The sequence below is a fragment of the Planococcus chinensis genome, assembly GCF_020071995.1.
GTDB lineage: Bacteria > Bacillota > Bacilli > Bacillales_A > Planococcaceae > Planococcus > Planococcus chinensis_A.
The window spans coordinates 43,230-67,113 of sequence record NZ_JABWTK010000011.1; the positions used below are offsets into that span (position 1 = coordinate 43,230).

The window sequence follows — 23,884 nt, forward strand, 5'->3', positions numbered from 1 at the left end:
CCGGATTTGCACATAAAGAAATTTTCACTTCGCTTGATTCTGGCAGTAGCAAAGCAGGTTTCCTGTTTTGTTCACTATAGCAATTCAAACTTTTAAAAAAGGGGGAATTTGCATGAGGAACCAAAAAAACGTGTGGAAAGTTCTGTTATTGGCATTCATCGTATTCATTTTGGCAGCTTGCGGCGGTGATGGAGGAAGCGAAGAAAGCGGCGGAGAATCTGGCGGCTCCGGAGACTCAGGAAGCCAAAAAATCACGGTTTTCAACCGAAAAGTGGAAATCTCTGACCAGCTGGCTGCAATGGCCAAAGAATACACGGAAGAAACGGGAGTTGAAGTGGAAGTGTTGGGGACGACAGGCGACGATTATCTGCAGCAATTGCAGATCCGCTTGAACAGCAACCAAGGGCCTTCCATCTTTACACTTCAAAACGAAACAGAAGCGGAGCAATTAAAGTCCTATGCCTATGATTTAAGCAATGAAGAATATGTAAAGCACATTGCACCCGATATGGAACTGAAAGTGGATGACAAAATAGTCGGCGTGCCTTATGGCGTCGAAGGATTTGGAATCGTCTACAACAAAGATCTGGTACAACCGGAAGATATAACGGATTATGCATCGTTTGTCAGCGCGCTTGAGAAATTCAAAGGAGAAGGCATCAACGGCTTCGGGTTGGCACAGGACGCCTATTTCCTGATTGGCCATCCAAGCAACTATCCATTTGCCTTGCAAGAAGACCATTTTGACTTTATTGACCGCTTGAATGCGGGAGAAGTGACGATGGCAGAAACGCCGGAATTCCAGGAATTCGGCAAGTTTATGGAAGCGATCAAAGCGAATACACCGAATCCCCTCAGCATCACCTATGACCAGGAAGTCGGTGACTTTGCTTCAGGGAAAACAGCTATGATCCATCAAGGAAACTGGGCATTTGGCATGCTTTCCGAATTCGAATTTGATTTTGAAGTCGGTATGATGCCGTTTCCGCTGATGGGCAATGACAAATTGGCGGTTGGCGTCGGCAATAACTGGGTGATCAACAGCAAAAAAGAAGAAGGCGAGATCAAAGCCGCGAACGACTTCCTAAACTGGATGTCTACGAGCGAGACGGGGCACCGCTATATTGTGGAAGAGTTCGGCTTTGTGCCGGCTTTGACCAATATCGATGCAGGCGAATTGGACCCATTGTCACAAGCGGTTCTTGATGCCAGCAACAGCGGCGAAACCATTCCATGGGCCATCAATTACTATCCGGCGAATATTGTGCCGAATGATTTGACTCCACTGGCGCAGCAATTCTTCTCAGAAGACATGACGGGTGAAGAATTCATTGCGGGTATGGACGAAGCATGGAAAGGCGCCCAGTAAATCAAATAGAAGTGAATCTGGACACGCCTCTTGGCGTGTCCAGACTGTATACAAAGTGTAAATGAAATGAATAGCAATGCAGAAAACCAACCGGACCGGACACTTCGCTTTCCGTGGGCTCAGCTTCAGCCTCCTCGCCGCTTCGCACCTGCGGGGTCTTCAGCTTTCGCTGGTCCCACAGGAGTCTCCGTGGCCGGACCGGTTGGGGCGTCTCTCTTTGATTCGATCGTGAATGTGAATCGGATTGTAGCCTAAATAGATATTCCAAAGAGGAAAAGCGACACCTTTGGATAGCCTTCACTTTGAGGATACGAAGTGAAAGCCGGCGACTCCTGCGGGATAGCGAAGTGCCGAAATCCACTCGGGACGCCAGTTCCGAGTTAGTTCGGCGCGAGCCCGCGGAACTCGTCCGGCTGAAACGGAGGATCCGGGACGCCCTGTTGTCCGTTCATTCATTTCTCATACGTAAAAATTCTTTTGTCTACAAGGTCGGACACACCTTTTGGCGTGTCCACTATTCCTTAAACGAGTCTTGATCATTCGCCGAAAGAAGGGGTGGGCGTGCCAAATCGAAATAAACTTAAATGGTTTCTCTTATTTACACTTCCATTGATTTTCATCTTTACGATTGTTGTCATCATTCCGTTTCTTGTGGGCATTTACTATTCGTTTTTTGAATGGGACGGTATTGGAGCGAATCCGAAAGTATATGTCGGCCTGGATAATTTTGTGGAATTATGGGGAGACACTCAGTTTCTCCGGTCAATGTGGCTGACGACTTTGTTCACTGTCCTATCCGTCATTACAATCAATGTGATTGGATTGGCTTTTGCTTTGTTGGTTACTTCCAGAATCCAAACAGCGAATGCTGCACGTACTTTGTTATTCATGCCGTATTTGATTGGTGGATTGATTTTAGGCTATATTTGGCAATTTGTCTTTGTGGATGTGTTTTCTTTTCTTGGAGAAGTGACGGGGCTGGACCAGGTATTTTTTAACTGGCTGGTGGATCCGCAATTCGCTTTATACGGCCTGGTGTTTGTCTTTACGTGGCAAATGGCCGGTTATATCATGATCATTTACATTGCGGGCATCCAGGCGATTCCAAATGATGTGGTGGAAGCGGCAAAGATTGACGGCGCCAGCACATGGCAGCGTTTTACCCGAATTACGTTTCCGCTTCTTATGCCGGCTTTAACAATCAGCCTGTTCCTGACGCTTTCGTCCGCCTTTAAAATCTACGACGTCAATTTGTCGCTGACGGGCGGAGGGCCTGCAAATGCCACGGAACTCTTTGCCATGAATATTTACCAGGAAATTTTCGGCAGCAGCAATTACGGCTTTGGGCAGGCAAAGGCCATTGTCTTTTTCTTGATTGTCGCTGCAATTACATTGACTCAAGTGTACATGACGAAAAAGCGGGAGGTCGAAATGTGATGAGAAAAACTTCAGGCATTTTAAAATCCGTGCTGCTCATTTTGCTCGCACTTTTCTTCCTGTCGCCAATTTACATCATTTTCGTCAATTCATTTAAAGACCGGCAGGAACTTTATGACAACGCCTTGGCGCTGCCGGATAACTTCAGTTTTCAATACTATCTGGAAGCGATGGAAAAGATGAATTTCCTCAGCGCACTTGGCAATTCACTGTATATCACGATTGTATCGGTCATACTGATTGTCATTTTGTCTTCTATGACCGCTTGGATGCTGGTGCGGACAGACAGTAAATGGAGCACCGTCATTTTCATGACATTCATCGCAACGATGCTGATTCCTTTCCAGACCTTGATGATGCCGCTGATGCAGTTTATGAGTGCAATCACTGAGAATTTGAATATCCCGATGTACAACACCCGTGGAGGCTTGATTTTCATGAACATCGGATTCCATGCCAGCCTCTCGGTATTTTTGTACCATGGCTTCATCAAGTCCATCCCGATTACGTTGGAGGAAGCGGCGACGATAGATGGAGCTTCGAAGTTCGGCGTCTTCTGGCGAATCATTTTCCCGATGCTGAAACCCATTACGGCCACCGTGATGATCCTGAATGTCATCAGTATATGGAATGACTTTTTGCTGCCATCTTTAACACTGATTGATACAGCTCTCAGAACCATTCCGTTGTCGACGTTCTTTTTCTTTGGGGAGTTCACCATTCAATGGAATTTGGCCATGGCAGGATTAACGCTTACCATCATCCCCGTCATCATTTTTTATGCGATGGCCCAAAAACACATCATCAAAGGGATAGGAGAAGGCGCAGTGAAATAAAGAAAAGTGGTGATGAACGATGCGCGAAATGCCGGGAATAGCGGGTGCTTTATACGTTTATGCAGAATGGCTCATGCGATTTTCTGCTGCGAATATCTTATGGTTTATCGTAAACCTTCCATTATTATTTGTACTGTTCAGTGTCTACGTCAATGGATTCGCCGAAGGGTTTGTATGGTACTTGCTGCCGCTTGCCGGATTGTTTCCAGCGGTACTGGTGCCCAGTACAATCGCATTATTTGCCACGGTGCGTGAGTGGGTTATCCAAAAAGACCAGCCTTCCATTACGAAAGCCTATTTGTCCCATGCAAAAGCGAATTATCTGAACAGCTTTTTCTCCGGCATTTATATAATGGGGCTCTGGCTCGTCTGGTTAATGGATTTCTATTTTTTAAAGGCAGAGCACGAGCTTTTCGGCCTGCTTTTTGCATTCATTGGATTGTTCCTTTTTGTTTATACGCTGAACTTTTTTTCGCTGAGCGTGCATTATGACATGAAACAGCGGGCATTGATGAAAAATGCTTTTTATCTCACCATTGGGAATCCGCTATTGAGTCTGTTTATTCTTGCGAGTAATCTGGCAATATTTTATGTCAGTGCTGCAAAGCTCTTATTTTTGCTGCCGCTTTTCGCCATATCGATCAGCGCATATCTTTCTTTTCTTGCCTTTTACCGGGTTGCTTTAAAAATGCAGAGAAAAATCGCGGCTTAATGAGGAAGAAAAAGCAGCGACAAAGAGGAGGCGAGGGCTATCAGCATATATCCGAAAGCCATCATTTATGATTTAGACGGCGTAATTACAGATACTGCAGAATTTCATTTTTTGGCCTGGCAGAAAATTGCCCAACAACTCGGTATACCGATTGACCGGGAATTCAACGAGCAGTTGAAAGGAATCGGGCGGATGGATTCTTTGGAACTGATTCTACAACAGGATCCCGCTTTAGCTCAGCTATCTGATCAAGAAAAAGAAATCATGGCAAACCGGAAAAATGAGCAGTACCTGGAATTGGTCGAAACCATTGATTCGTCCAATATCCTGCCGGGCATCGAAGAATTGTTGGCGGCCAACAAAGAACAGGGACTTAAAATTGCCTTGGGTTCCGCAAGCAAAAATGCGCATTATGTATTGGACCGGCTCGGGTTGACCCATTATTTTGATTACATTGTCGATGCGTCGCAAGTAAGTAAGGGCAAACCCGATCCCGAAACGTTTACAGTCGCTGCAGATGCTCTCGGGATTGAATATCCGGCGTGCATCGGCATAGAAGATTCCGCTGCAGGAGTTGCAGCCATCAACGCTGCACATATGTTTTCGGTCGGAGTCGGGGACGCAGCACAGCTTTCCGATGCTGACTATTTAGTAGAAGCTACTTCACAATTGGATTTTAAAGAAATTGTCGAGCGTTATCGCCGGAAAATGGCGTTGAAGGAACCGGATTAATAGATGTTATAGTCTTTACAATCAAAGGGAACGGCTGAGGAGTGAAACCGATGACCTGGAAATTGACGAAATGCGGACTGGAGAACCCTGACCTTTTGCTTGATGAAAGCATTTTGTCAGTGGGAAATGGTTATTTAGGCGTTAGAGGGAATTTTGAGGAAGGCTATCCGGAACTGTTCAGTTCAATCCGGGGAGCCTACATCAACGCCTATCATGACGAAACGGAAATTGCGTATGGGGAGAAATTATACGGCTTTCCGGTGATGCAGCAAAAAATACTCAATGTGATAGATGCCCAGACGGTCCAAATATATGTGGATAACGAATTGTTTTCCTTGTTTGAAGGAGAGGTCATTCATTTTGAAAGGAATTTACATATGGACGCCGGTTTTGCAGAACGTATCGTCCATTGGAAATCACCAAAAGGAAAAGAAGTGAAGATCGTTTTCCGGCGCTTAACTTCTTTTATTACAAGGGAGTTATTTGCCCTTTCCATCCGGATTGAGCCGGGAGAAGGTGTTCGAAAAGTAAGGATTGTGTCGGCTGTGGATGGGGACGTCTCGAACTTTGTAGATGCCAGTGATCCGCGTGTAGGTTCGGGCCATGCAAAAAGGCTTCATGTGACAGAAGCTCGAAAAGAAGAAGATTTTAGCATTGTGAAGTGCCTGACCTATGTTACCCAACTTGAAGTGGCTTGTGCAACAGCTACTGATATTCAGGCTGAGAAATATGCTTACAGCAGCCGGGTTGAAGGCAGCCGCATAGAAGAAACTTATGTTTGCGAAGGCAGTCGGCCGATTGAGTTTACGAAATTCAGCGTCTATACCGATACATTGAGGCATGGGATTGAAGTGGTGGAAGAAGCGCGGATGCTGCAGGAGCGGCTGGAAGGCAAAAGTTTTGAGGATTTGCTGGTGGAACAACGGTCATACATGGATCGTTTTTGGCTGCATTCAGATGTTGAAATTGACGGCGATGCGGACATGCAGGAAAGCATCCGGTTCAACCTTTTTCAGCTGCTGCAATCGGTCGGGAAAGATCCGCACAGCAATATCTCGGCAAAAGGCTTGTCAGGAGAAGGTTATGAAGGGCATTATTTTTGGGACACGGAAATCTTCATGTTTCCGGTGTTTTTGATGACTAATCCTGAAATTGCAAAAAACTTGCTGAAATACCGTTATTCGATTTTGGAAAGCGCAAAAGCACGGGCGAAAGTCCTTGGCCATGAAAAGGGCGCCCTGTTTCCTTGGCGGACCATCACCGGACCGGAAAGTTCGTCGTTTTTTCCAGCAGGAACGGCGCAATACCATATCAGTGCGGATATCGCTTATAGCTATATCCAGTACTATTTAGCAACAGAAGACGAAGCGTTCTTGCAAGAAGCGGGTGCAGAAGTGCTGTTTGAAACTGCGCGTTTATGGATTGATACCGGCCATATGAGTGGCGGTGCTTTTAAAATCGACAGTGTTACCGGTCCTGACGAGTACACATGTATCGTCAATAATAATTATTACACCAACGTGATGGCCAAGTATAACCTGCTTTGGGCCGCTAAAATTTACCGAATGCTTCAGGAAAAAGATGAAGCGCATTTAAATGAGCTTGCAGAACGCCTGGAACTTAAAGAAGCAGAAGCAGCCGCTTGGCAGGAAGCCGGCGGAAAAATGTATTTGCCATTTGATGAAACCCTTAAAATCAATGCACAGGATGATAGCTTTTTGCAAAAGTCCCGTTGGAATCTGGAGGATACTCCAAAAGATAAATTTCCGCTTTTGCTGCATTATCATCCGCTTACGCTTTATAGGTATCAAGTATGCAAACAAGCCGATACGGTTTTGGCGCACTTCCTGCTTGAAGACGAGCAGGACTTGGCCACAATCAAAAACTCATATGACTATTATGAACAAATTACCACACACGATTCTTCGCTGTCTTATTGCATTTTTAGCATCATGGCTTCCAGATTAGGGTATAAGGATAAGGCTTATCATTATTTTAAGGAGACAGCCCGTTTGGATCTGGACAATAGCCATGGCAACACAAAAGACGGTCTCCATATGGCAAATATGGGCGGTGCGTGGCTTGCCATTGTGTATGGGTTTGCCGGTCTGCGCATAAAAGAGGAAGGCTTAAGTTTTGCGCCATCACGGCCTTCAGAGTGGAATGCCTTTGCTTTTCATTTCCAGTACAGGAGCCGATTGATTTTCTTGCGCGTAGAACGAAATGCGGTGAAGTATCTTTTGGTCGAAGGAGAACCTGTAACAGTTTACCAAGACGGAAAGCCCATCCACCTTGAACTTGGAAAAGAAGTGGCAATTAGGGAATCGGCAAAACACCATTAAGCAGAAAAAACCACTTCTATATTATGTTTCGTCCTTTCTGAGACTACAGCTTTAGCCAGCCATTAGCACAAGTTATTTGCTTCAGACATCTATTGAAGTTTCGGAAGGCTTTGGTCCGAATTTCATGCAGAATGGAAAGGGTGAGACTTATGGCAGCAAACCGCAAAAACGAGTCAGACGACAAAACACCGTTTATAGCAATCGGGATTATATTAGGGGTGATCATCGGCGCTATTTTAGGGCTGGTTTTTGGCAATCTGGCCGTGGGAATTGGATTTGGCATTGCCATCGGCTCGGCTGCAGGAGTTGCGATGGAACAAAAACGCATTAAGGTCTAAAGAAGAGAAAAAGAGCGCCGCCTTCACTCTGGAAAGTGAAGGCGGCGCTCTTTTAACTTATTCATCAAATGACAGGTCTTTGGCCCATTTGGACAGATGCTGTTTAATGGATTGATTTGCTTCAGGGTGCGCGTTTTTTAAAAGAGTGACATTGTAATTTTTTTGGTTTTCACTTTCCACGAATGTAGGGGTGAAAGTAGGGTTTTCCAATGCAATCTTGACCGACCCAGCATCTATCGTTTTGACTGCTTGAATGTGAAGGATGCCGCCAATCTGCTTTTGCAAGCCTTCCTGTCCCGATAAAAAGTTGCCTAACGAATAAATGACAAAACTTTTTCTGCCATCGGTGGTTTCAATCCATTCTACAGGCTGCAGAACATGAGGATGATGCCCTAAAATCAAGTCGGCACCTTGTTCCGCGGCAAAATGGGCGAGTTCTGTTTGCTCCTCAGTCGGCATTGTTTCGTATTCGTTTCCAAAATGCAGACTCAATACGACCACATCGGAAGCCGACTTGGCTTTTGCCAACTCTCGCTGCATAGTTTCTTTATCGATCCGGTTAAGCAAATAGTCTTTGCCGCTTGGCGTCGGGATGCCATTTGTGCCATACGTATAAGAAAGAAAAGAAAACGTGATGCCGTTTTTTGTCAGCGTTGTGAGTTCGTTTTGTTCTGCTTCCGACGCATGGGCGCCTGCATGTCGGATCCCAAGTTGGTCCCAGTAATTGATGGCGCTCAAAATCGCTTTTTCTCCTCTGTCGAGTGTATGATTGTTCGCCATGGATACGACATCGATTCCAGCATCTTTCAACGCGTCGGCCACTTCAAAAGGGCTGTTGAAAGACGGATATGTGGAAAGTCCGATTGTGCTCCCGCCTACAATGCTTTCGGAATTGGCGACCGTAATATCCGCTGCTTCTAGAAAAGGTTTCACTTCATCCAGCATAGGTGTGAAATCGAAGCCGCTTTCCGTTTTTGCATCTAAGTAAACTCGTTCATGAATCAAAACATCGCCGACGGCCGACAAGGAAGCGGTAGAAGTCTTTATGAGTTTTGGCGGAATGATAGCAACAGGAATACTTCGTGCTTCAAATTCTTCAACTTCCAGTACCGGCGCAGCATTGTTCGATTTGGAGAAGCAGCCGGCCAAAAACAAACACATCAAAATCAGAAGCAAAGTTAGCAAATTGTGTTTCGTTTTCACCGTGTACACCCCTAAAATTTAATATAAATTATCGCAATCCCGCAATTCGAAAGACTCACGTATTCAATGATATAGTACTATAAATAAACAGTTATATATAGTCTTTTTGTAGCGCCTGCAAGTCAGGGGGAACTTTGCCTTCAACTCGTGCTTAAAAGCTAAAAAAGTACTCGTAGAGATTTAAAATCCTTTATTGCTGATCAATCGTGAAGCTAATTACTTCCTGGTGAAGCAGTATGATTTTGTATGAGAAAAATTGAATATGTGTTAAAGGCTGTCCGACAAATGCATAAACTTCTTTTGGGAGTGCCAGCTGAATCTGTAACTCAAATCCAAGTACGCGACAAATTAACGGAATATTGACAATTAACAGAAAAAATATAGTATGAATATAGACATACTTTTTACGTTTCAAGCATCGCTTGCAAAGCTCATTATTTCAAGAAGGAGGGAAAATCTTGGCTACTTTTGAGGAAAAACAGCCTGCCGTGTCTGTGGAAAAGCTGAAGTGGATGTATGAACATATGGTAAAAAGCCGGTATTACGAAGATCAAATGGTGGATGTTTATACCGAAGGAAAGGCACCGGTTTTTAACATTGGAGCAGGACCGGTTCCAGGCGAAATGCACTTGTCAACCGGGCAGGAACCAGCTGCTGTTGGAATCTGTGTGCATTTAACAAAAGACGATACGGTAACCGCGCCGCATCGTCCGCATCACCATGCCATTGCCAAAGGCGTCGACCTGAAGAAAATGACAGCCGAAATTTTTGGCAAGGAAACAGGGCTTGGAAAAGGCAAAGGCGGCCATATGCATTTGTTTGATCCAGACGTCAAATTTTCTTGTGGCGGAATCGTCGCTGCGGGCATTCCGCATGCCGTGGGCGCAGCACTTGCCAGCAAGATGCAAGGAAGAGATTGGGTAGCTGTAGCCTTTATCGGAGAAGGGGCAGCGAACGCAGGCGCATTTCACGAATCGCTGAACCTTGCGGCATTATGGAACCTTCCGCTCATTGTAGTAGTGGAAGACAATTCTTACGGAATCTCTGTTCCAAAAGCGTCTTCTACGGCGGTCGCCTCCAATGATCTCCGCGCAGCTGCATACGGGATTTCGGGGGCGTATGTAAAAGACAACGATCCGATTGCGATGTATAAAGCTTCGGAAGAAGCGGTTGCAAGAGCACGGGCGGGCCAAGGCCCTACCATTATTGAAATTGAAACGCATCGTTATTTAGGGCATTTCCAGGGAGATCCTGAATTGTACCGCGATAAAGCGGAAGTTCCTGGGCTGCGCCAATTGGACCCGATTTTGAAACTGCGCACCATGCTGCTAGAAGCAGAACAAGTCTCTGAAAAAGAGATTGAGAAAATTGAAAAGCAGGCAAAGAAAAAAGTGGATGAAGCTTATCAATTTGCAAGAGACAGCGAATATCCTGAACCCGAATCTGCATTAAAGGATGTCTTTGCATCTTAATAATGAAAGGGGAAAATTCCGAATGGAAACAGCGAAAAAACGGATTTTAACGGGAAACAAAGCGATGGCAGAAGCCATAGCACTGGAAATGGAGCGGGACCCAAGCGTCTTTGTCCTTGGTGAAGACATCGGAAATTACGGCGGCATTTTCGGATCCACTCAAGGGCTGATTGAAAAATTCGGCGCCCAGCGGGTACTCGATACGCCGATTTCTGAAACAGCCTTTATTGGTGCGGCAATCGGAGCGGCGGCAGAAGGCATGCGGCCGGTGGCAGAATTGATGTTCGTCGACTTTTTCGGCGTTTGTATGGATCAAATCTACAACCATATGGCGAAAATCCCGTATATGTCCGGCGGCAATGTCCGGTTGCCGATGGTGCTTATGACAGCAGTCGGGGGAGGCTACAACGACGCTGCGCAGCATTCGCAAACGCTTTATGCGACGTTTGGCCATATGCCCGGCATGAAAGTGGTCGCACCTTCCACTCCTTATGACTTGAAGGGCATGATGATTTCGGCTATCCGGGACGACAACCCGGTATTGTTCATGTTCCACAAATCGCTGCAAGGTTTGGGATGGATGGAACAACTCGATGTATCTGCTGAACATGTGCCGGAAGAAGCTTATACAGTGCCGCTTGATAAAGCGAAAGTCGTGCGGGAAGGAAAGGATGTCACGATTGTAGGAGTCCAGATGATGACCCATTATGCGGTAGAAGCGGCGGAGAGGCTCGCAAAAGATGGAATTGAAGCCGAAGTGATCGACTTGCGCTCTATTGCCCCGATTGATAAAGAAACAATTCTTCAATCGGTTAAAAAAACGCACCGCTTATTTGTGGTCGATGAAGATTATAAATCCTATGGTATGACTGCTGAAGTGACCGCAATTGTAGCGGAAGAAGTGTTTTATGATCTGGAAGCTCCGCCGCGGCGTTTAGCGAATCCGGATGTGCCGGTTCCTTACAGCCGTCCGCTTGAGGATTTCGTCATCCCGAATGTGGACAGAATCTACGAACAAGTAAAAGCATTGATGGATGAAGAATAAAACTGGAGGCGTTCGAATGATCGAAGTGAAATTGCCGAAAATAAGGGAGGATGTCAACGAAAGCTTAGTGGTCATCTGGTTCGTCTCTGAAGGAGACGCTGTAAAAAAAGGAGACCCTCTGCTTGAAATCCAGACAGAAAAAGAAGTGAGTGAAGTAGAAGCGGAAGCCAGTGGCACCATTAAAGAAATTATTTATAAAAGAGGCGAATCAGCCAAAGTCGGGGAGGTGCTGGCCACGATTAATCCAGCAGAAAATACGCAGGAAACAAAACCGGAAGAGCAGAAACTGGTCGAAAACATAGAACCCGAAACAAAAATTCCGAAAGATGAGCAAAAGCCCGAGGAACAAAAGGTAACAGAAAAAGCGGAACAGGAAAAAGAGGATTCCGGACAAACCGAACCGGCCAAGACAGTTCGGTTAGCGCCTGGGCTGCGAAAGCTGGCGCGGGAACTGAATGTCCCGTTAGAATCCGTAGCTGGAACCGGAAGAAACGGAAGAATTACCGAAAAAGACATTCGCCGGGTGGCTGGACAACCCGGAGCATTGGAGCCGGCTGGGAACGAAGAAGTCTCAAAGCAAGAAAAGACGCCAGAAGAACCGGCACAAGAAGTTCCAACAGAAAAAGATGCAGTAGCAGAAAATGCTTCACATGAAGCAGAAGCGGAAAAGGTGTCTGAGGAAGAGGGGGGGCAAGAAGGCACAGAAACGGAAGAGGAGCCGAGTGAAGAGCCATCTGAAAAAGATCTGGCGCCAGAAGAACGTGCAGCATTGGCCGAACAGGCGGAAGCCATACTCGAAACGCAGGAGAAAAGCCGGGAAACGGGGGCCATTCCGTTTTCCGGTATTCGGGGAGTGATTGCCAGACGCATGACCGAAAGCCTGCAAAACAGCGCGCAGCTTACCGAGACGGCATGGGCCGATGTGACAAAATTGGACAGTAAAAAAGATGCTTTAGGAAAAGGCGTGGGATGGACAGCCGTCGTTGCAAAAGCTGCAGCTCAGGCTTTAGCCGATCATCCGCTCGTAAATGCCTATATTAAAGAAGGGCAAATCCTTCCGCAAGATGCCATTAATCTGGGGTTTGCGGTCGATACGGATCGAGGCCTCCAAGTCGCCGTACTCCAAGAAGCGAATCAGGCCTCGTTGGGCGATTTGCAAAAACGCCTTGCGGAACTCGCGGAAAAAGCGAGGAGCGGCCAATTGGCGAATGAAGAAAGTTCCAGCAGTACCTTTACCATTACCAGCCTAGGTGCATACCGTATTCAATTTTTCACTCCAATTATCAATCCGCCGGAAGCGGCGATACTTGGGATTGGGACAATCGAAACTTATCTGGTGCTCAAAGACGGCAAAGTGCAGGAAAGAAAGCGGCTTCCACTAAGTTTGACAATTGATCACCGGGCAATCGACGGGGCTCCGGCTGCGAAATTCCTTGGAGACATAATTGGGCTTCTGGAAAAACCGAAACAGCTTTTCAAAGATGAAGAAGTGATGGAAAAAGAGAAGAAGGCAGAAAAAAAGAAAGATAAAAAGAAAAGCAAAAAGAAAAGCAAAAAGAAAAGTTCTTGATCAGAGGTTTTATGGCAAAGGCGTCCGCCTATATAAAATAGGCCGGTTACCGGCATAAATCAGCCGTCTTCCAATAGGGAAATTATGAACAGTTTAAGCTTTTTTCGTTTTGTTCAAGGGAATCAGGAACAGGAGGAACATTTGTGGCCAATGAATTTTTGCAAAGAGGAATCCGCGGCACCAGTGCGCATACCGATGCGGTTGCAGTTTTTGAAGGGCTGGACTGGCAACAAGCAGGCAATAAGCCGGAACGGTGTCCGCATTCAGTCTGGCAGCTGTTGTGGCATATGAATTACTGGCAAGACTTTATGCTGGCCTACTTAAAAGGCGAAGCGCCGAGAAATCCGGAACATGCGGCAGAAACCTGGCCGGAAGATCCAATGCCAGCAAGTGAGCAGGACTGGGTAAGGGAAGTTGAGCGGTTTTCAGCCGGCTTGCAGCAAGCCGAACAAGAATCGGCAAAAGATTTTTCGGAAGAAGGCTTTGGAGGGAAAAGAAGAACACGTGCTGATTTGCTCATGGTCATTATCAATCACAATAGCTATCATGCCGGTCAAGTGGTCTTGGTACGCCGGATGATTGGTGCATGGCCGCCGCCCTCCGGAGGCGATACCTGGTAAGAGGAAATAATGGGCAGTAAATTGGAGGTGGGAAATCAGCTTCATACGGATCTGAACTGAAAATTCCTGTTCAAGAAGGCAGCAAGTGATCTTAAAACTACAAAAGGAGAAGAGTGTCATGGCTAAACTCAGACCAAAAAGACGAAACGAGTTTTTCCCCAGCCTCTTTGATAGTACGGTAGAAACAGACGTATTCAATAAGTTTTTTGGGGAGACTCACTATCCTCAAGTGGACATCCAGGAAAAAGAAAACCGTTATGAACTGGAAGTGGACTTGCCTGGTTTCTCGAAAGACAATGTTGAGGTGGAATACCGGGACGGCTACTTGGAAATCAGGGGTACAAAAGAACGGAAAAGCGAGTCGGAAGAACAGGAAGGGCGCTATATCCGCAAAGAACGGACATATGGCTCATTCCGCCGCAGTTTCTATATTGGAGAAATTGAAGAAGACCAAGTAGCGGCCACTTTTCAAAACGGGGTTTTGACGCTGAGCATACCAAAAGCGCCGAATTTGCATAACGATCATCAAGGACATCGTATTCCCATTGAATAGAAAAAGGGTGAATTTAAAAGGCAGTTTGGATGGATACTCCAAACTGCCTTTTGCTGTTCCGGTATTGTTTGCAGGCAATTAGTTGAATTCAAAGGATAAGGCAGATCGGTAGGTAGGAAAGTAATCAGAATCCATGGGAGTTCCCATTGCTTCACAAAGCTGGTGATAAACAGATTCGTTCCATATTTGCCGTGCCACGTAAAAACTGAACGAAGTATTTTTGCCAAATTGCTTTTTAAAGAGATAAAGAGAGTCGTCTGGTGCATTTGTCCGGCCGCCGCCTTCATGAATCAATTCCACGCCGTTCTCTTTCCCCCAGACCGCAAGAGCATAACGCATTATGAATGCAGGAGACAAATAGTTAAACTCCCGCATTGTCCCGGATAAGTGAATATGTACGGTCTTTTCATAAAGGAAGTTTAATGACATTCCGATTATCCGACCTTCGTAGCTTACTTCCACCAGCAACAGGTTTTGCCCAAAGTAGGTCAGGAGTTTCTCGAAATAGGCATCTCCAAAAAAATAAAACTGATGTGCCTCGTTTGCCTCCATCGTACAATAATAGATTTTTTTAAAGGCTTCCAGGTCAGAAGGCGGATTTTGGACCGTAAATGTTACGCCAGCTTCCAAAGCCTGCCGGATGGATTTCCGTTTTGATTTGGAATACTCATGCTGTACCGGATCATCATAATCTTTCAAATTAGTGCCCACTGTATTGCGCAAATGAACCACATCATAGCAGGCGGCAAAATCTTTTGCATTATTGATAATCGGGTGAAAGCGGATAAACTCACTGACAATCTGATTTTGCTCACAGTGCTGCTGAAAGGCCACTTTAAAATCATGTGCGAGTTGCTGCTTATCTTTTTCCAGGCATCCGGTCATTAACGGGCCTCCATAGCCGTAAGGAGTCACCAAATCATAGTATGTCTGCCCTGAAATCTGGAAAGGGATTTGCCGTTTGATGAATAAATGGTCTACGGTTCCCAAAGGATGCCGAAACGAAAAGTTTTCACATTTTCCTTTCTCCACTTCTTCATACAAACGGCCATAATTTTCTTGGAAATAAAGATCTGGCATTCGCTTCCACCTCAGTTTTTCTTTTTAGTTATTTTAAAATTCTGTTAACTGATATTATACAGGTTGAATTGGAAATTAACTAGGGAAATATATAAGTAAAATGGATTACGATTTATTATATAGTCAGGATAACAAAACTAATTACTCATGAATTTGAACAATGTTTATTCAATTATTTTTTCAATTCATTGCCAAGCCTTTTCTTTACTTTCTAATTTATATATTGACTTTTGGTAAAAATATGAATAAAAGTATGTTTTTATAATCAAATGAATTTATAATTGTAAATTTTCTGACACAAGGGGGAGTTTATGCGTTACTATTTATATAGGCAATAAAATAATTTATCCTACTGATGACTTACTAGTAGGAGAATATGCTGAAAATCCAGTCATTGATTACTTTCTTTTTGAATAGCTGTAGATAGACAAGATTAAAAAACTTCTTTAACCAAAAGTTTGCCTTTGGTGTGTCTTAATGTTTCATTGTTTCTGCTTAAACTTACTGATTAATGTTTTAAAGTTAATCGTTATTCTTTCTTGATGCCTAGCCAAGCCGATATTTTAAGAAGGAGATGGAACTTAATGCAGCATAATCAGCTTTTAACTACCGAAAGCGTCCAATACACGTTCACCCGTGTAAAAGATACGTATGAGGAAAATGGGCAAAAATTCATTACTTTGTTTGGCAGATTGACCGTTCAAAACCAAGGTGAATCGAAAAGTGCGTGGGTTGAAATCGAAGAAGTGGAATGGGACCAAGCGACAGAAAAATTAAAGAATATGCCGGATGCCATGTATATGTTTAATGTCTCCAAGCAGATCTTTAAAGATCTGCTTCAAATTGCAAACAGCCACCATCAGGATTTGTATAGCTTAACGCCAGTTTATTTGGCGAGGGAATTTGAAAAACTGGGCAGCTGAGCACATACATATGGACAAGGAACTTAACCGAATGAGGAAAAGTTCCTTTTTTATTGTCCGGAGATTTAGCTTTGGCGTTCTGGTGCAATCGGAACTTGCAGTTTTTTCGATTGTAGGATTTCCGTGGATGAAAAATAAATAACAGCCTGTTTATGGGCTGGGCTTGAGCCTAATTTGGCAATAAGGCGGGTATAGAAAAGAAATATGTGCCATTGCCTTAATGCCAAATCTGGAGGAGGGTCTCTATATGCACGAACATGGATGGAACTTATTGTTTTTTAAAGAAGCAGCTTTGCTGTTTTCCGATCACTATGGAATTCAATTGGATGCTGATGTGCCAAATCCGTTTCAGGGCGGTTATGAGAATATAGCGCAAAAGGAAGAAATTGAATTGATCCATCCGATGACAAAGCAGCCCTATTCGTTTCAACTTCACGAATATGCATATGGAAATAAAGTCCTACGCTATGCCATTGCAGAGATGATGGAAAATGGCTTGAATTATCAGTGTGTATGGCAGAAGGCAGAATCACTTGAACCCGTGAACAGCCAAAAGGAGGGTGAAGAAACAGCTGGACTGATTGAATTGGATCACCGCTTTGGCATTTATCATTCTGTGCCTGGGATGAAAGAGTTTCTGGCATGCTATCAAGACAAGCCGTTTCTGGAACTTTGGCAGGAATACCATGAATTTTTAAAAGCCAAGTTTGGAGATTCGGCTGTGCCTTTGCTGCCCGGAAATGCCAGTGAAGACATTGAGGCTGTTTTCCAGTTATGCGGAGCAGAACCGGTTGAGGATTTTGTGTCGTTGTACCGTTACTGCGATGGCAACGATCTGGATTTATGGATGGAATTTGTGGAAGCGGGGCTTCCGGTTTATGCCCATATTACCGGTTATCCTTTGATGAATCTGAGGGAAATCCGTTTGGAAGCCGAGGAAGCTGTACGAGAAGCAATTAGCCGGGAAGAAGTCCAGTCGATACCGGAAGGATTTGTGAAAGATAATTTCATGCTGGCGCAAAAAATTCCGATTTACCACGACGGCGGTGGCAACTTTATCGCCATTGATTTGGATCCCGACACTAAAGGGCATTACGGCCAAATTGTCGAAGTGGACCACGAGTACGAAGATCGCCTTGTTCTGGCAAATAGTTTAAAAGAATATATTGCCATTCTTTATTATTTCGTTAAAGAGCTGGGGGTCATTTACAACGGAGAAGGTTTTGAAGGCGAAAAACCAATCTCTGCTTATATTGTACGCAGTGAATAAAAGCAGCGGTGCTTCCGCTGCTTTTTTATTTCTTTCGGTTTAGGACAATTTACTGGATACCGATGAATTTTGCTTACAGCTATAGTATGTTTAAGTGGCAGAGGCTTTTCATATATGGAAGCACTAAAAAAATTCAGTGTCTGGAGGGGTTTTATGAACATTTTGTTGATGCTGCGGGAAGCATTTTATGGAGCGGATCCGAATTTGATTGAAGAGCTGAGGAAAATAGGAAACGTAAAAGTCTTGTATACCGACAAGGGAATTGACAAGGACGAATTGAAAAACGAAGTAAAAGATACGGATATTATTCTGGTGAATATCGTAAAAATTGATAAAGATATAATGGACGCTGCTCCTCATTTGAAATACATTGTAAAGTTCGGGGCAGGCGTCGACAATATTGACATTGCTTATGCCAGACAAAAAGGCATCCGCGTCACAAGTGCACCGGGGTTGAATGCCCAGGCAGTGGCAGACCATGCTTTCGGACTGATGCTGTCGGCTGCACGGGACATCCCCAAAAAAGACAAGGAAGTAAAGTCCGGTTATTGGGATACGACAATGGGGTATGAAATTTATGAGAAAAAACTGGGGATCATCGGCTTTGGCGCGATTGGGAAAGCTTTGGCGAAACGGGCGATGGGCTTTGATATGAAGACGCTCGCTTATGGAAATTATAAGGATTATGAGTTGGCTGAAAAGCTCCGAGTCCATTTTGTCGAGCGCGATGAGTTGTTTAAAGAAGCCGATTACATCATCATCGCTACGAGCCTGACGGCCAAGAATAAACATATGGTAAACAAGGAAACATTGTCGTTGATGAAACCGAGCGCTTTTTTGATCAACATTTCCCGGGGGCAGTTGGTTCATGAAGAAGATTTAATCGAGGCGTTAAAGAGTGGAACGATCAAAGGCGCAGCATTGGATGTATTTGAAAAAGAACCCCCGGCCAACGAATTGCCGAAACTTGAAAATGTCGTGGCCACCCCGCATGTAGGAGGCGCCACTTATGATGCGGTAGCCCGCATAAGCGATTTATCGGTTTCCAATATCAAAAACTTGTTGAATGGCAAGGAGTTGGAATTTGAGGTGTTTTGAAGCTTGCGAGAAAATATATTATGTATATTTTATGCATAATTAAGAGAGGTTTAATGAATTTTAATTCATTAAACCTCTTTTACTTTGTGAATAAATGAACAATTATTTCGTTGTTATTTAGAACTTTAAGGAGAGAATTCAGCAAGTGATTCTCAACTGTGGAATTCGAATAATTATTTTAATATTTATTCGAAAATAGGAATAATAAAAAAGGGAAATAAAGAGAGGATGTAGAACTATATTTATAATATTAACTTGCTTTGAAGTGCGAGATAACAATGAAGTGCCTAACTAAGAGGGGGGAAGAAGATGTTAATCCATTCGAATGAAGATCATGTCGCGGCCTTGGTATTGGAAGAAGTAACGGTACTGTTTGAAGAAATGAAAGAGTTCAGCCAGCTTTATGGACCGGATAGAGAAGACTTGGAAGAAGACGATGAAGCAGCGCTGCTGCTGATTGGTATCAGCCTTCTTACCCCTGCTGGTTTGGATACCTATATCGAAGCCATTAAACTGCTTTCCTATTTTATTTCGGAGTACTGCTGGCAAGAAGAGCCGGAGGCGGAGACGCGTTGCAGCGAGCTGCTTGACCGGGCAAAAGAAATTTTACCGGCTGAAAAGCGCCATCGCCGTTCTGTGCGGAAATGGATGCTGCAACTGGATGGAAAAATGTTTCAGACTTTTATTTAAAGATAAACAGGCAGATTTTCCATAAGCCGATAGATGGGAAAAAAAGCCGAATGGGCGTATACTGACGGTGAAAATTAAATCCGGAAAGGGGATTTTGGAAGTGGGCGATTCACAATTGTTGCACCGGTCGGTTGCTGCCATCACGATTGACGGGCCAGGCGGAGAAAGCTATTTGGAAGATGGGGCCTTTTCAGCTCCGGTTGCTGCTCCGGCAGAACTCGGAGGCACAGGACCGAAAACAGCTTTTAATCCGGGACGTTTTTTAGCTTTGGGATACAGCACCAGCTTCAGTTTCATTTTAGCGAAAATCATGCAGGATGAAGGGAAGTCGGCGAGAACACGGGTAAGCTGCATTGTGTCACTTTTCACAGATCCAATGGATGAAGGGTTTAACAAAATCGGAATGGACTTGGAAGTTGCAATCGAAGGAATGGATGAAAGCGAAGTACAGCGGCTGGCAAATCAGACGCACGTGCACTGTCCGGTATCAAAAGCGGTGCAGGGCAATATCGATGTGCATATAAAAGTGGTTGCCTACAAAGCAGAAGACAAGCCGCTGGCATCTGCCGATTGACAAAGAATAGCCATAAGAAAAGCGGCTGAACCAAATGGTTCAGCCGCTTCTTTTTTACTTTGCAAGAGAAGGATGACAGGAGCGGGTTTACGTTTTTCGAAGCGTTTTAATGGCGCGGAATACCCAGTATCCGTAAATTCCAATAATGCCATAGCCGATCAAAATAATTAAGGCGGGAACATAATCGGGTGTATTGCCGGAATCTGTAGACATTCCAGCTAAGAACAACGGCATAATCGGCAGCATAATTGCACCTGGGCCTGTAGTGATCAGCAACAGGGCGCCAGGGGCTATCACCAGCCAGGGCCAAACCGGTTTTTTCTTTCCTTTTCCCTCTTCTCCTTCAGAAAAAGATGAGGGATGTTCTGTTGATGCCTCTTCTGCTTCGGTATTAGGCTGCGCTGCATCTCCAATTGTCCGCTTGGCCCATCGAATGGCCAACAAAGCGCCAGCTGCAAAGCTAAGAGCAATCAGCAGCATAATCACCGAAACTATACTGAATTCTTCCGGCCTCCAAATAGGAAGAATGGCGGTCATAAATACAATTGGAAGCATGGATACCAGAAAAAATGCACTAACGATCAAAATAAACCAGGCAAGTATCGGCGGCCGTTTGGCAGGTGATTGCGTCATTGTGTTTTCCCCTTCAAAAAATATTTTCCCTTATTATAAGACATTGCGACTAGGAATGAAATATTTTTTGAATATTAATTAGGTATTAAGACTCTCGCTGAAGGCAATGAAAGTTTTCTTTTAATAAATTAATCGCTTTCCGGAAATTGTGCGGGCAACATGGATTCCGCTTGCTGCAACGCCAATCGTGCCAGCTCCCGGGAAAATATGGTCGCCGCAGACATAAAGGCTGGGCAGGCCGGAACGATGAGAAATGGCGTTAAACAAAGCGGCATTCACAGTTTGAGGAAAGCCCCCGACATAGCCGTTCGGGCGTCCGGTGTAATGTTCCCATGCTTTAGGTGCCCCGGTTTCAAAATATAGAATGGATTCCCGGAAGCCGGGAATCAATTTTTCGATGGCGTGGAGAATGCGGCCAGATACTGCTTCACGCGATGCTTCGTACTTTTCCTTTGTATCCCAGTTTTCGAAACGGGTATGGGTGGAAATGGTCACGGTTTGTATGCCAGCTGGAGCCCGCAGCAAATCATCCGGCTTCGAAGACGACATAAAGAAGTATTCCCCTTCAGCCAAGGCTTCTCCATTTTTTACTGCAATTTGACGGAATAAAGGCAATGGGGCTTCCAGTTTTGAGGAATCGACAGCGATATACAATGACAAAGTCGTCCAAGTCGGAGTGGATAAGCCTTCCCGCAGCGGTTTCTTCAGTTGGTTGAGCAGGGAAGGCGACAAGATATTGGGCAATTGATGAATCGGCACGTTTAATACCACATGGTCTGCTTGATAATGATTGCCGCGCTGGTCGGTCGCTGCCCATTTGCCATCCTGTTGCTGCAGCTTTACTATGGTCCGCCGTTTCTTCAAAATGCCGCCATTGTCGGTAAGACTTTGACCCATAACTTCAGCGAGCCGGTACAATCCGCCGGGAATATAAAAAGCCCCTTCATGGTAAATATCAAGCGCCAAGGCAGCAAGCAAATAAGAAGCTTCTTTGCTGCCGGTCTGCAGGCTGTCGATCAGCAGTGCATCAATCATTTGCCGAAATAGCTGCAATTGTTCCAGGCCATGTCGCTTCAGCCGCTGCTCGAGTGTTTGGTTGAAAAAAGGCAATAATTTTACATGGCGGGGGCGCAAAGCAGCCATCAAAAATGCCCATTCTTTTGGCGTGCTTGGCGGAAGCGTGGGAAGTGGCCCCATCAATGTCCGGATATTCGCAGCAGTGGAAAAGATTTCGTTATAAAAAGCCCGAATCTGACGCTCGTATTCAGGGAAGCGGCGGACCATTTGGCCAACATGCTTATCCCGGTCTTTGAAGAATTTAAAAGTAGCTTCCGGATGCACCATTTCCATGACAGTTTCAAGCGGCTCAAGCGGAAAGGGTTTTTCCAAATAGCGAAATACCCGTTCAATAATCCCGTTTTCTTCAAGCCCCATGCCAAGCGTAGCTCCGACAGGAAACAAATATTTATTGCGCTGATACTTGCCGGCGCAGCCTCCGAGCTCAGAGGAGGCTTCAAGAAGCGTAATATCCAGTCCTTGTTTTGCCAGCATCGAAGCGGCGGTTAAGCCGCCGATTCCTGCGCCTACTACTAAAACAGATTGATCCATCCCGACTCCTCCTTTTTTTCTATTATGTTGGCACTGTCTTTATGTTGGCAAGTTTAGGGCATTTGCATCCATTGCGCATATTTATTTATGAAAGCTGGATATTCTGAATAGAAGTTTTAAATACGGCAGCTTAGGCAATAAAAATACAGATGCAAAATTTTTTTGCGCAAAAAATTTAAAGTTTAAAATTTTCGAAAAAAACATTTGCGCCTTTAAAGAAGCCGTGGCAAAATAGATGAAAGGGTTTTCATAACAGGCAGCGAGGAGAGGGATTATGAAAAAACAGCAGGAAATAGAAATACCTTTTTTAATGGCTTTGGTTCCTTTGGTTGTCATGATTGCGATAATGGCAGTAACCATCATTAAATTTGAAGGAAGCCCGCACGTTCCTTTATTGATCGGTGCAGCTGCAGCGGCCTTTATCGGATGGCGCTACGGTTATAAATGGGATGTTATTGAAGAAGGAGCGTACAAAGGTATACGCATGGCGCTTCCGGCTATCGTCATTATTATTCTGGTGGGCCTAATCATCGGATCTTGGATCGGCGGCGGAATTGTCGCAACTATGATTTTCTACGGTTTGAAAATTATCACCCCATCATTGTTTCTGGTAACCATCTGTATCATTTGTGCGATTGTCACTTTGGCAATCGGCAGTTCCTGGTCCACGATGGGAACCATCGGCGTTGCGGGCATGGGAATTGGCGTGAGTATGGGAATTCCGGCGGCAATGGTAGCGGGAGCTGTTATTTCCGGAGCTTATTTTGGCGACAAAATGTCTCCGTTGTCTGATACAACGAATTTAGCTGCAGGGATTACCGGAACGGATTTGTTTGTACATATAAAACACATGATTTATACGACGATTCCTGGTTTGATCATCGCTTTGGTCGTCTACTTTTTCCTTGGGCGGCAGTTCGGTGGAGCGGCGGTGGATACAGGGAATATCAGTAGTATTTTGACTGCATTGGAAAGCAATTTTGTGATTTCTCCTTGGCTCCTGCTGGTGCCGCTTGCCGTAGTGGTAATGGTAGCGAAAAAGGTTCCGGCATTGCCAGCGCTTGCTATTGGCGTATTGCTTGGCTGGCTGTGCCATGTCTTTATCCAAGGTGGCAGTGTGGCAGATGCAGTCAATACACTGCACGATGGATTCGCCATTTCAAGTGGAAATGAAATGGTCGACAACTTATTCAACCGAGGCGGCATTGAGTCGATGATGTATACTGTATCGCTTACCATCGTAGCTATGATTTTCGGTGGAATCATGGAGCAGGTCGGAATGCTTCAGGCAATTGTGAAACAAATCTTGAAAGTGGCGAAGTCGGCCGGCAGCCTGATTGCTGCGACGATTGTTTCAGCATTTTTCACCAATGCAACCGCCTCAGAGCAATACATTTCAATTCTCCTTCCCGGCAGAATGTATGCGAGAGCTTTCAGAGATAAAAACTTGCATTCGAAAAACTTATCGCGTGCTCTTGAAGATGGCGGAACGGTTACTTCGCCTTTAGTGCCTTGGAACACGTGTGGTGTTTTTATATTTGCAACACTGGGGGTCGGAACTTTTGCCTATGCCCCTTACGCCGTATTGAACTATACTATTCCGATCATTTCCATCGTGATGGCGTTCCTCGGCTTGAAAGTCGAATACTTAACAGAAGAAGAAATAAAAGCACTCGAAGAAAAAGAAGCAAAACAGTCAGAGGGGAATGGAGAAGCCGGACCTTCTGGATCTGTGTTGACGTAAGTTTTAAAAGTCTCAAGCTTAACCGGCTTGAGGCT

At 45.0% G+C, this 23,884-nt stretch carries 22 protein-coding genes; 18 read left to right on the forward strand and 4 right to left on the reverse strand.

The annotated features are described in order from the left end of the window. Positions 1–112 precede the first annotated feature (112 nt). From HU147_RS15925 to HU147_RS15955, 7 genes are all read left to right on the forward strand, one after another. Positions 113–1,369, forward strand: a complete 1,257-nt coding sequence (locus HU147_RS15925) for an ABC transporter substrate-binding protein (RefSeq protein ID WP_224077140.1) — start codon at positions 113–115, stop codon at positions 1,367–1,369. A 561-nt stretch (positions 1,370–1,930) separates the two neighbouring features. Beyond that, positions 1,931–2,806: a carbohydrate ABC transporter permease gene (locus HU147_RS15930; RefSeq protein ID WP_224077141.1), complete on the forward strand. Its 876-nt coding sequence runs from the start codon at positions 1,931–1,933 to the stop codon at positions 2,804–2,806. Continuing rightward, positions 2,806–3,642 carry a carbohydrate ABC transporter permease gene (locus HU147_RS15935; protein WP_224077142.1) on the forward strand — a complete coding sequence of 279 codons (837 nt, stop codon included), beginning with the start codon at positions 2,806–2,808 and terminating at the stop codon, positions 3,640–3,642. Before HU147_RS15930 ends, HU147_RS15935 begins: the two co-directional genes overlap by 1 nt. A 19-nt stretch (positions 3,643–3,661) precedes the next feature. Further along, positions 3,662–4,354, forward strand: coding sequence for a YesL family protein (locus HU147_RS15940; protein WP_224077143.1), 693 nt, complete (start codon positions 3,662–3,664; stop codon positions 4,352–4,354). A gap of 39 nt (positions 4,355–4,393) precedes the next feature. Next, positions 4,394–5,086, forward strand: coding sequence for a beta-phosphoglucomutase (gene pgmB, locus HU147_RS15945; protein WP_224077189.1), 693 nt, complete (start codon positions 4,394–4,396; stop codon positions 5,084–5,086). Between the two features lie 50 nt (positions 5,087–5,136). Further along, positions 5,137–7,428 (forward strand): glycoside hydrolase family 65 protein, encoded by a 2,292-nt coding sequence (locus HU147_RS15950; RefSeq protein WP_224077144.1) that lies wholly within the window; start codon positions 5,137–5,139, stop codon positions 7,426–7,428. Between the two features lie 149 nt (positions 7,429–7,577). Beyond that, positions 7,578–7,766 (forward strand): hypothetical protein, encoded by a 189-nt coding sequence (locus HU147_RS15955; RefSeq protein WP_224077145.1) that lies wholly within the window; start codon positions 7,578–7,580, stop codon positions 7,764–7,766. 57 nt (positions 7,767–7,823) lie between these two features. Here the strand turns inward: HU147_RS15955 and HU147_RS15960 are convergent, their stop codons facing one another. Further along, the gene (locus HU147_RS15960; RefSeq protein WP_263427894.1) at positions 7,824–8,927 is read right to left on the reverse strand and encodes a CapA family protein; all 1,104 of its coding nucleotides are present in this window, start codon (positions 8,925–8,927) and stop codon (positions 7,824–7,826) included. Positions 8,928–9,481: 554 nt separating this feature from the next. Between HU147_RS15960 and HU147_RS15965 the strand changes: the two genes are divergently transcribed. The 5 genes from HU147_RS15965 to HU147_RS15985 all read left to right on the forward strand — a co-directional run bounded on the left by HU147_RS15965 (position 9,482) and on the right by HU147_RS15985 (position 14,229). After that, on the forward strand, positions 9,482–10,441 hold the full coding sequence (locus HU147_RS15965) for a thiamine pyrophosphate-dependent dehydrogenase E1 component subunit alpha (protein ID WP_224077190.1): 960 nt from the start codon (positions 9,482–9,484) through the stop codon (positions 10,439–10,441). A gap of 22 nt (positions 10,442–10,463) precedes the next feature. Beyond that, a complete protein-coding gene (locus HU147_RS15970; protein WP_224077147.1) occupies positions 10,464–11,486 on the forward strand; it encodes an alpha-ketoacid dehydrogenase subunit beta in 1,023 nt (340 codons plus the stop codon). Between the two features lie 16 nt (positions 11,487–11,502). Further along, positions 11,503–13,056, forward strand: coding sequence for a dihydrolipoamide acetyltransferase family protein (locus tag HU147_RS15975; protein ID WP_224077148.1), 1,554 nt, complete (start codon positions 11,503–11,505; stop codon positions 13,054–13,056). A gap of 143 nt (positions 13,057–13,199) precedes the next feature. Further along, positions 13,200–13,676 carry a DinB family protein gene (locus tag HU147_RS15980; RefSeq protein WP_224077149.1) on the forward strand — a complete coding sequence of 159 codons (477 nt, stop codon included), beginning with the start codon at positions 13,200–13,202 and terminating at the stop codon, positions 13,674–13,676. Between the two features lie 118 nt (positions 13,677–13,794). Beyond that, a complete protein-coding gene (locus tag HU147_RS15985; RefSeq protein ID WP_224077150.1) occupies positions 13,795–14,229 on the forward strand; it encodes an Hsp20/alpha crystallin family protein in 435 nt (144 codons plus the stop codon). A 78-nt stretch (positions 14,230–14,307) separates the two neighbouring features. On the opposite strand, the gene HU147_RS15990 is transcribed toward HU147_RS15985, so the two are convergent. Next, the gene (locus HU147_RS15990) at positions 14,308–15,309 is read right to left on the reverse strand and encodes a GNAT family N-acetyltransferase (protein ID WP_224077151.1); all 1,002 of its coding nucleotides are present in this window, start codon (positions 15,307–15,309) and stop codon (positions 14,308–14,310) included. A 584-nt stretch (positions 15,310–15,893) separates the two neighbouring features. Between HU147_RS15990 and HU147_RS15995 the strand changes: the two genes are divergently transcribed. The 5 genes from HU147_RS15995 to HU147_RS16015 all read left to right on the forward strand — a co-directional run bounded on the left by HU147_RS15995 (position 15,894) and on the right by HU147_RS16015 (position 19,864). After that, positions 15,894–16,232 (forward strand): hypothetical protein, encoded by a 339-nt coding sequence (locus HU147_RS15995; RefSeq protein ID WP_224077152.1) that lies wholly within the window; start codon positions 15,894–15,896, stop codon positions 16,230–16,232. 247 nt (positions 16,233–16,479) lie between these two features. Next, positions 16,480–17,502 (forward strand): SMI1/KNR4 family protein, encoded by a 1,023-nt coding sequence (locus tag HU147_RS16000; RefSeq protein WP_224077153.1) that lies wholly within the window; start codon positions 16,480–16,482, stop codon positions 17,500–17,502. 153 nt (positions 17,503–17,655) lie between these two features. Further along, complete coding sequence (locus tag HU147_RS16005) at positions 17,656–18,600, forward strand: phosphoglycerate dehydrogenase (RefSeq protein WP_224077154.1); 945 nt, start codon at positions 17,656–17,658, stop codon at positions 18,598–18,600. A gap of 309 nt (positions 18,601–18,909) precedes the next feature. Continuing rightward, positions 18,910–19,290: a hypothetical protein gene (locus HU147_RS16010; RefSeq protein WP_224077155.1), complete on the forward strand. Its 381-nt coding sequence runs from the start codon at positions 18,910–18,912 to the stop codon at positions 19,288–19,290. Between the two features lie 67 nt (positions 19,291–19,357). Further along, positions 19,358–19,864: an OsmC family protein gene (locus tag HU147_RS16015; protein ID WP_224077156.1), complete on the forward strand. Its 507-nt coding sequence runs from the start codon at positions 19,358–19,360 to the stop codon at positions 19,862–19,864. 87 nt (positions 19,865–19,951) lie between these two features. On the opposite strand, the gene HU147_RS16020 is transcribed toward HU147_RS16015, so the two are convergent. Further along, the gene (locus tag HU147_RS16020) at positions 19,952–20,497 is read right to left on the reverse strand and encodes a hypothetical protein (RefSeq protein WP_224077157.1); all 546 of its coding nucleotides are present in this window, start codon (positions 20,495–20,497) and stop codon (positions 19,952–19,954) included. A 120-nt stretch (positions 20,498–20,617) separates the two neighbouring features. Then, positions 20,618–22,105: a phytoene desaturase family protein gene (locus tag HU147_RS16025; protein WP_224077158.1), complete on the reverse strand. Its 1,488-nt coding sequence runs from the start codon at positions 22,103–22,105 to the stop codon at positions 20,618–20,620. Between the two features lie 274 nt (positions 22,106–22,379). Here HU147_RS16025 and nhaC point away from each other — a divergent pair, with 274 nt between their 5' ends. Further along, positions 22,380–23,849, forward strand: a complete 1,470-nt coding sequence (gene nhaC / locus HU147_RS16030; protein WP_224077159.1) for a Na+/H+ antiporter NhaC — start codon at positions 22,380–22,382, stop codon at positions 23,847–23,849. Positions 23,850–23,884: the final 35 nt, after the last annotated feature.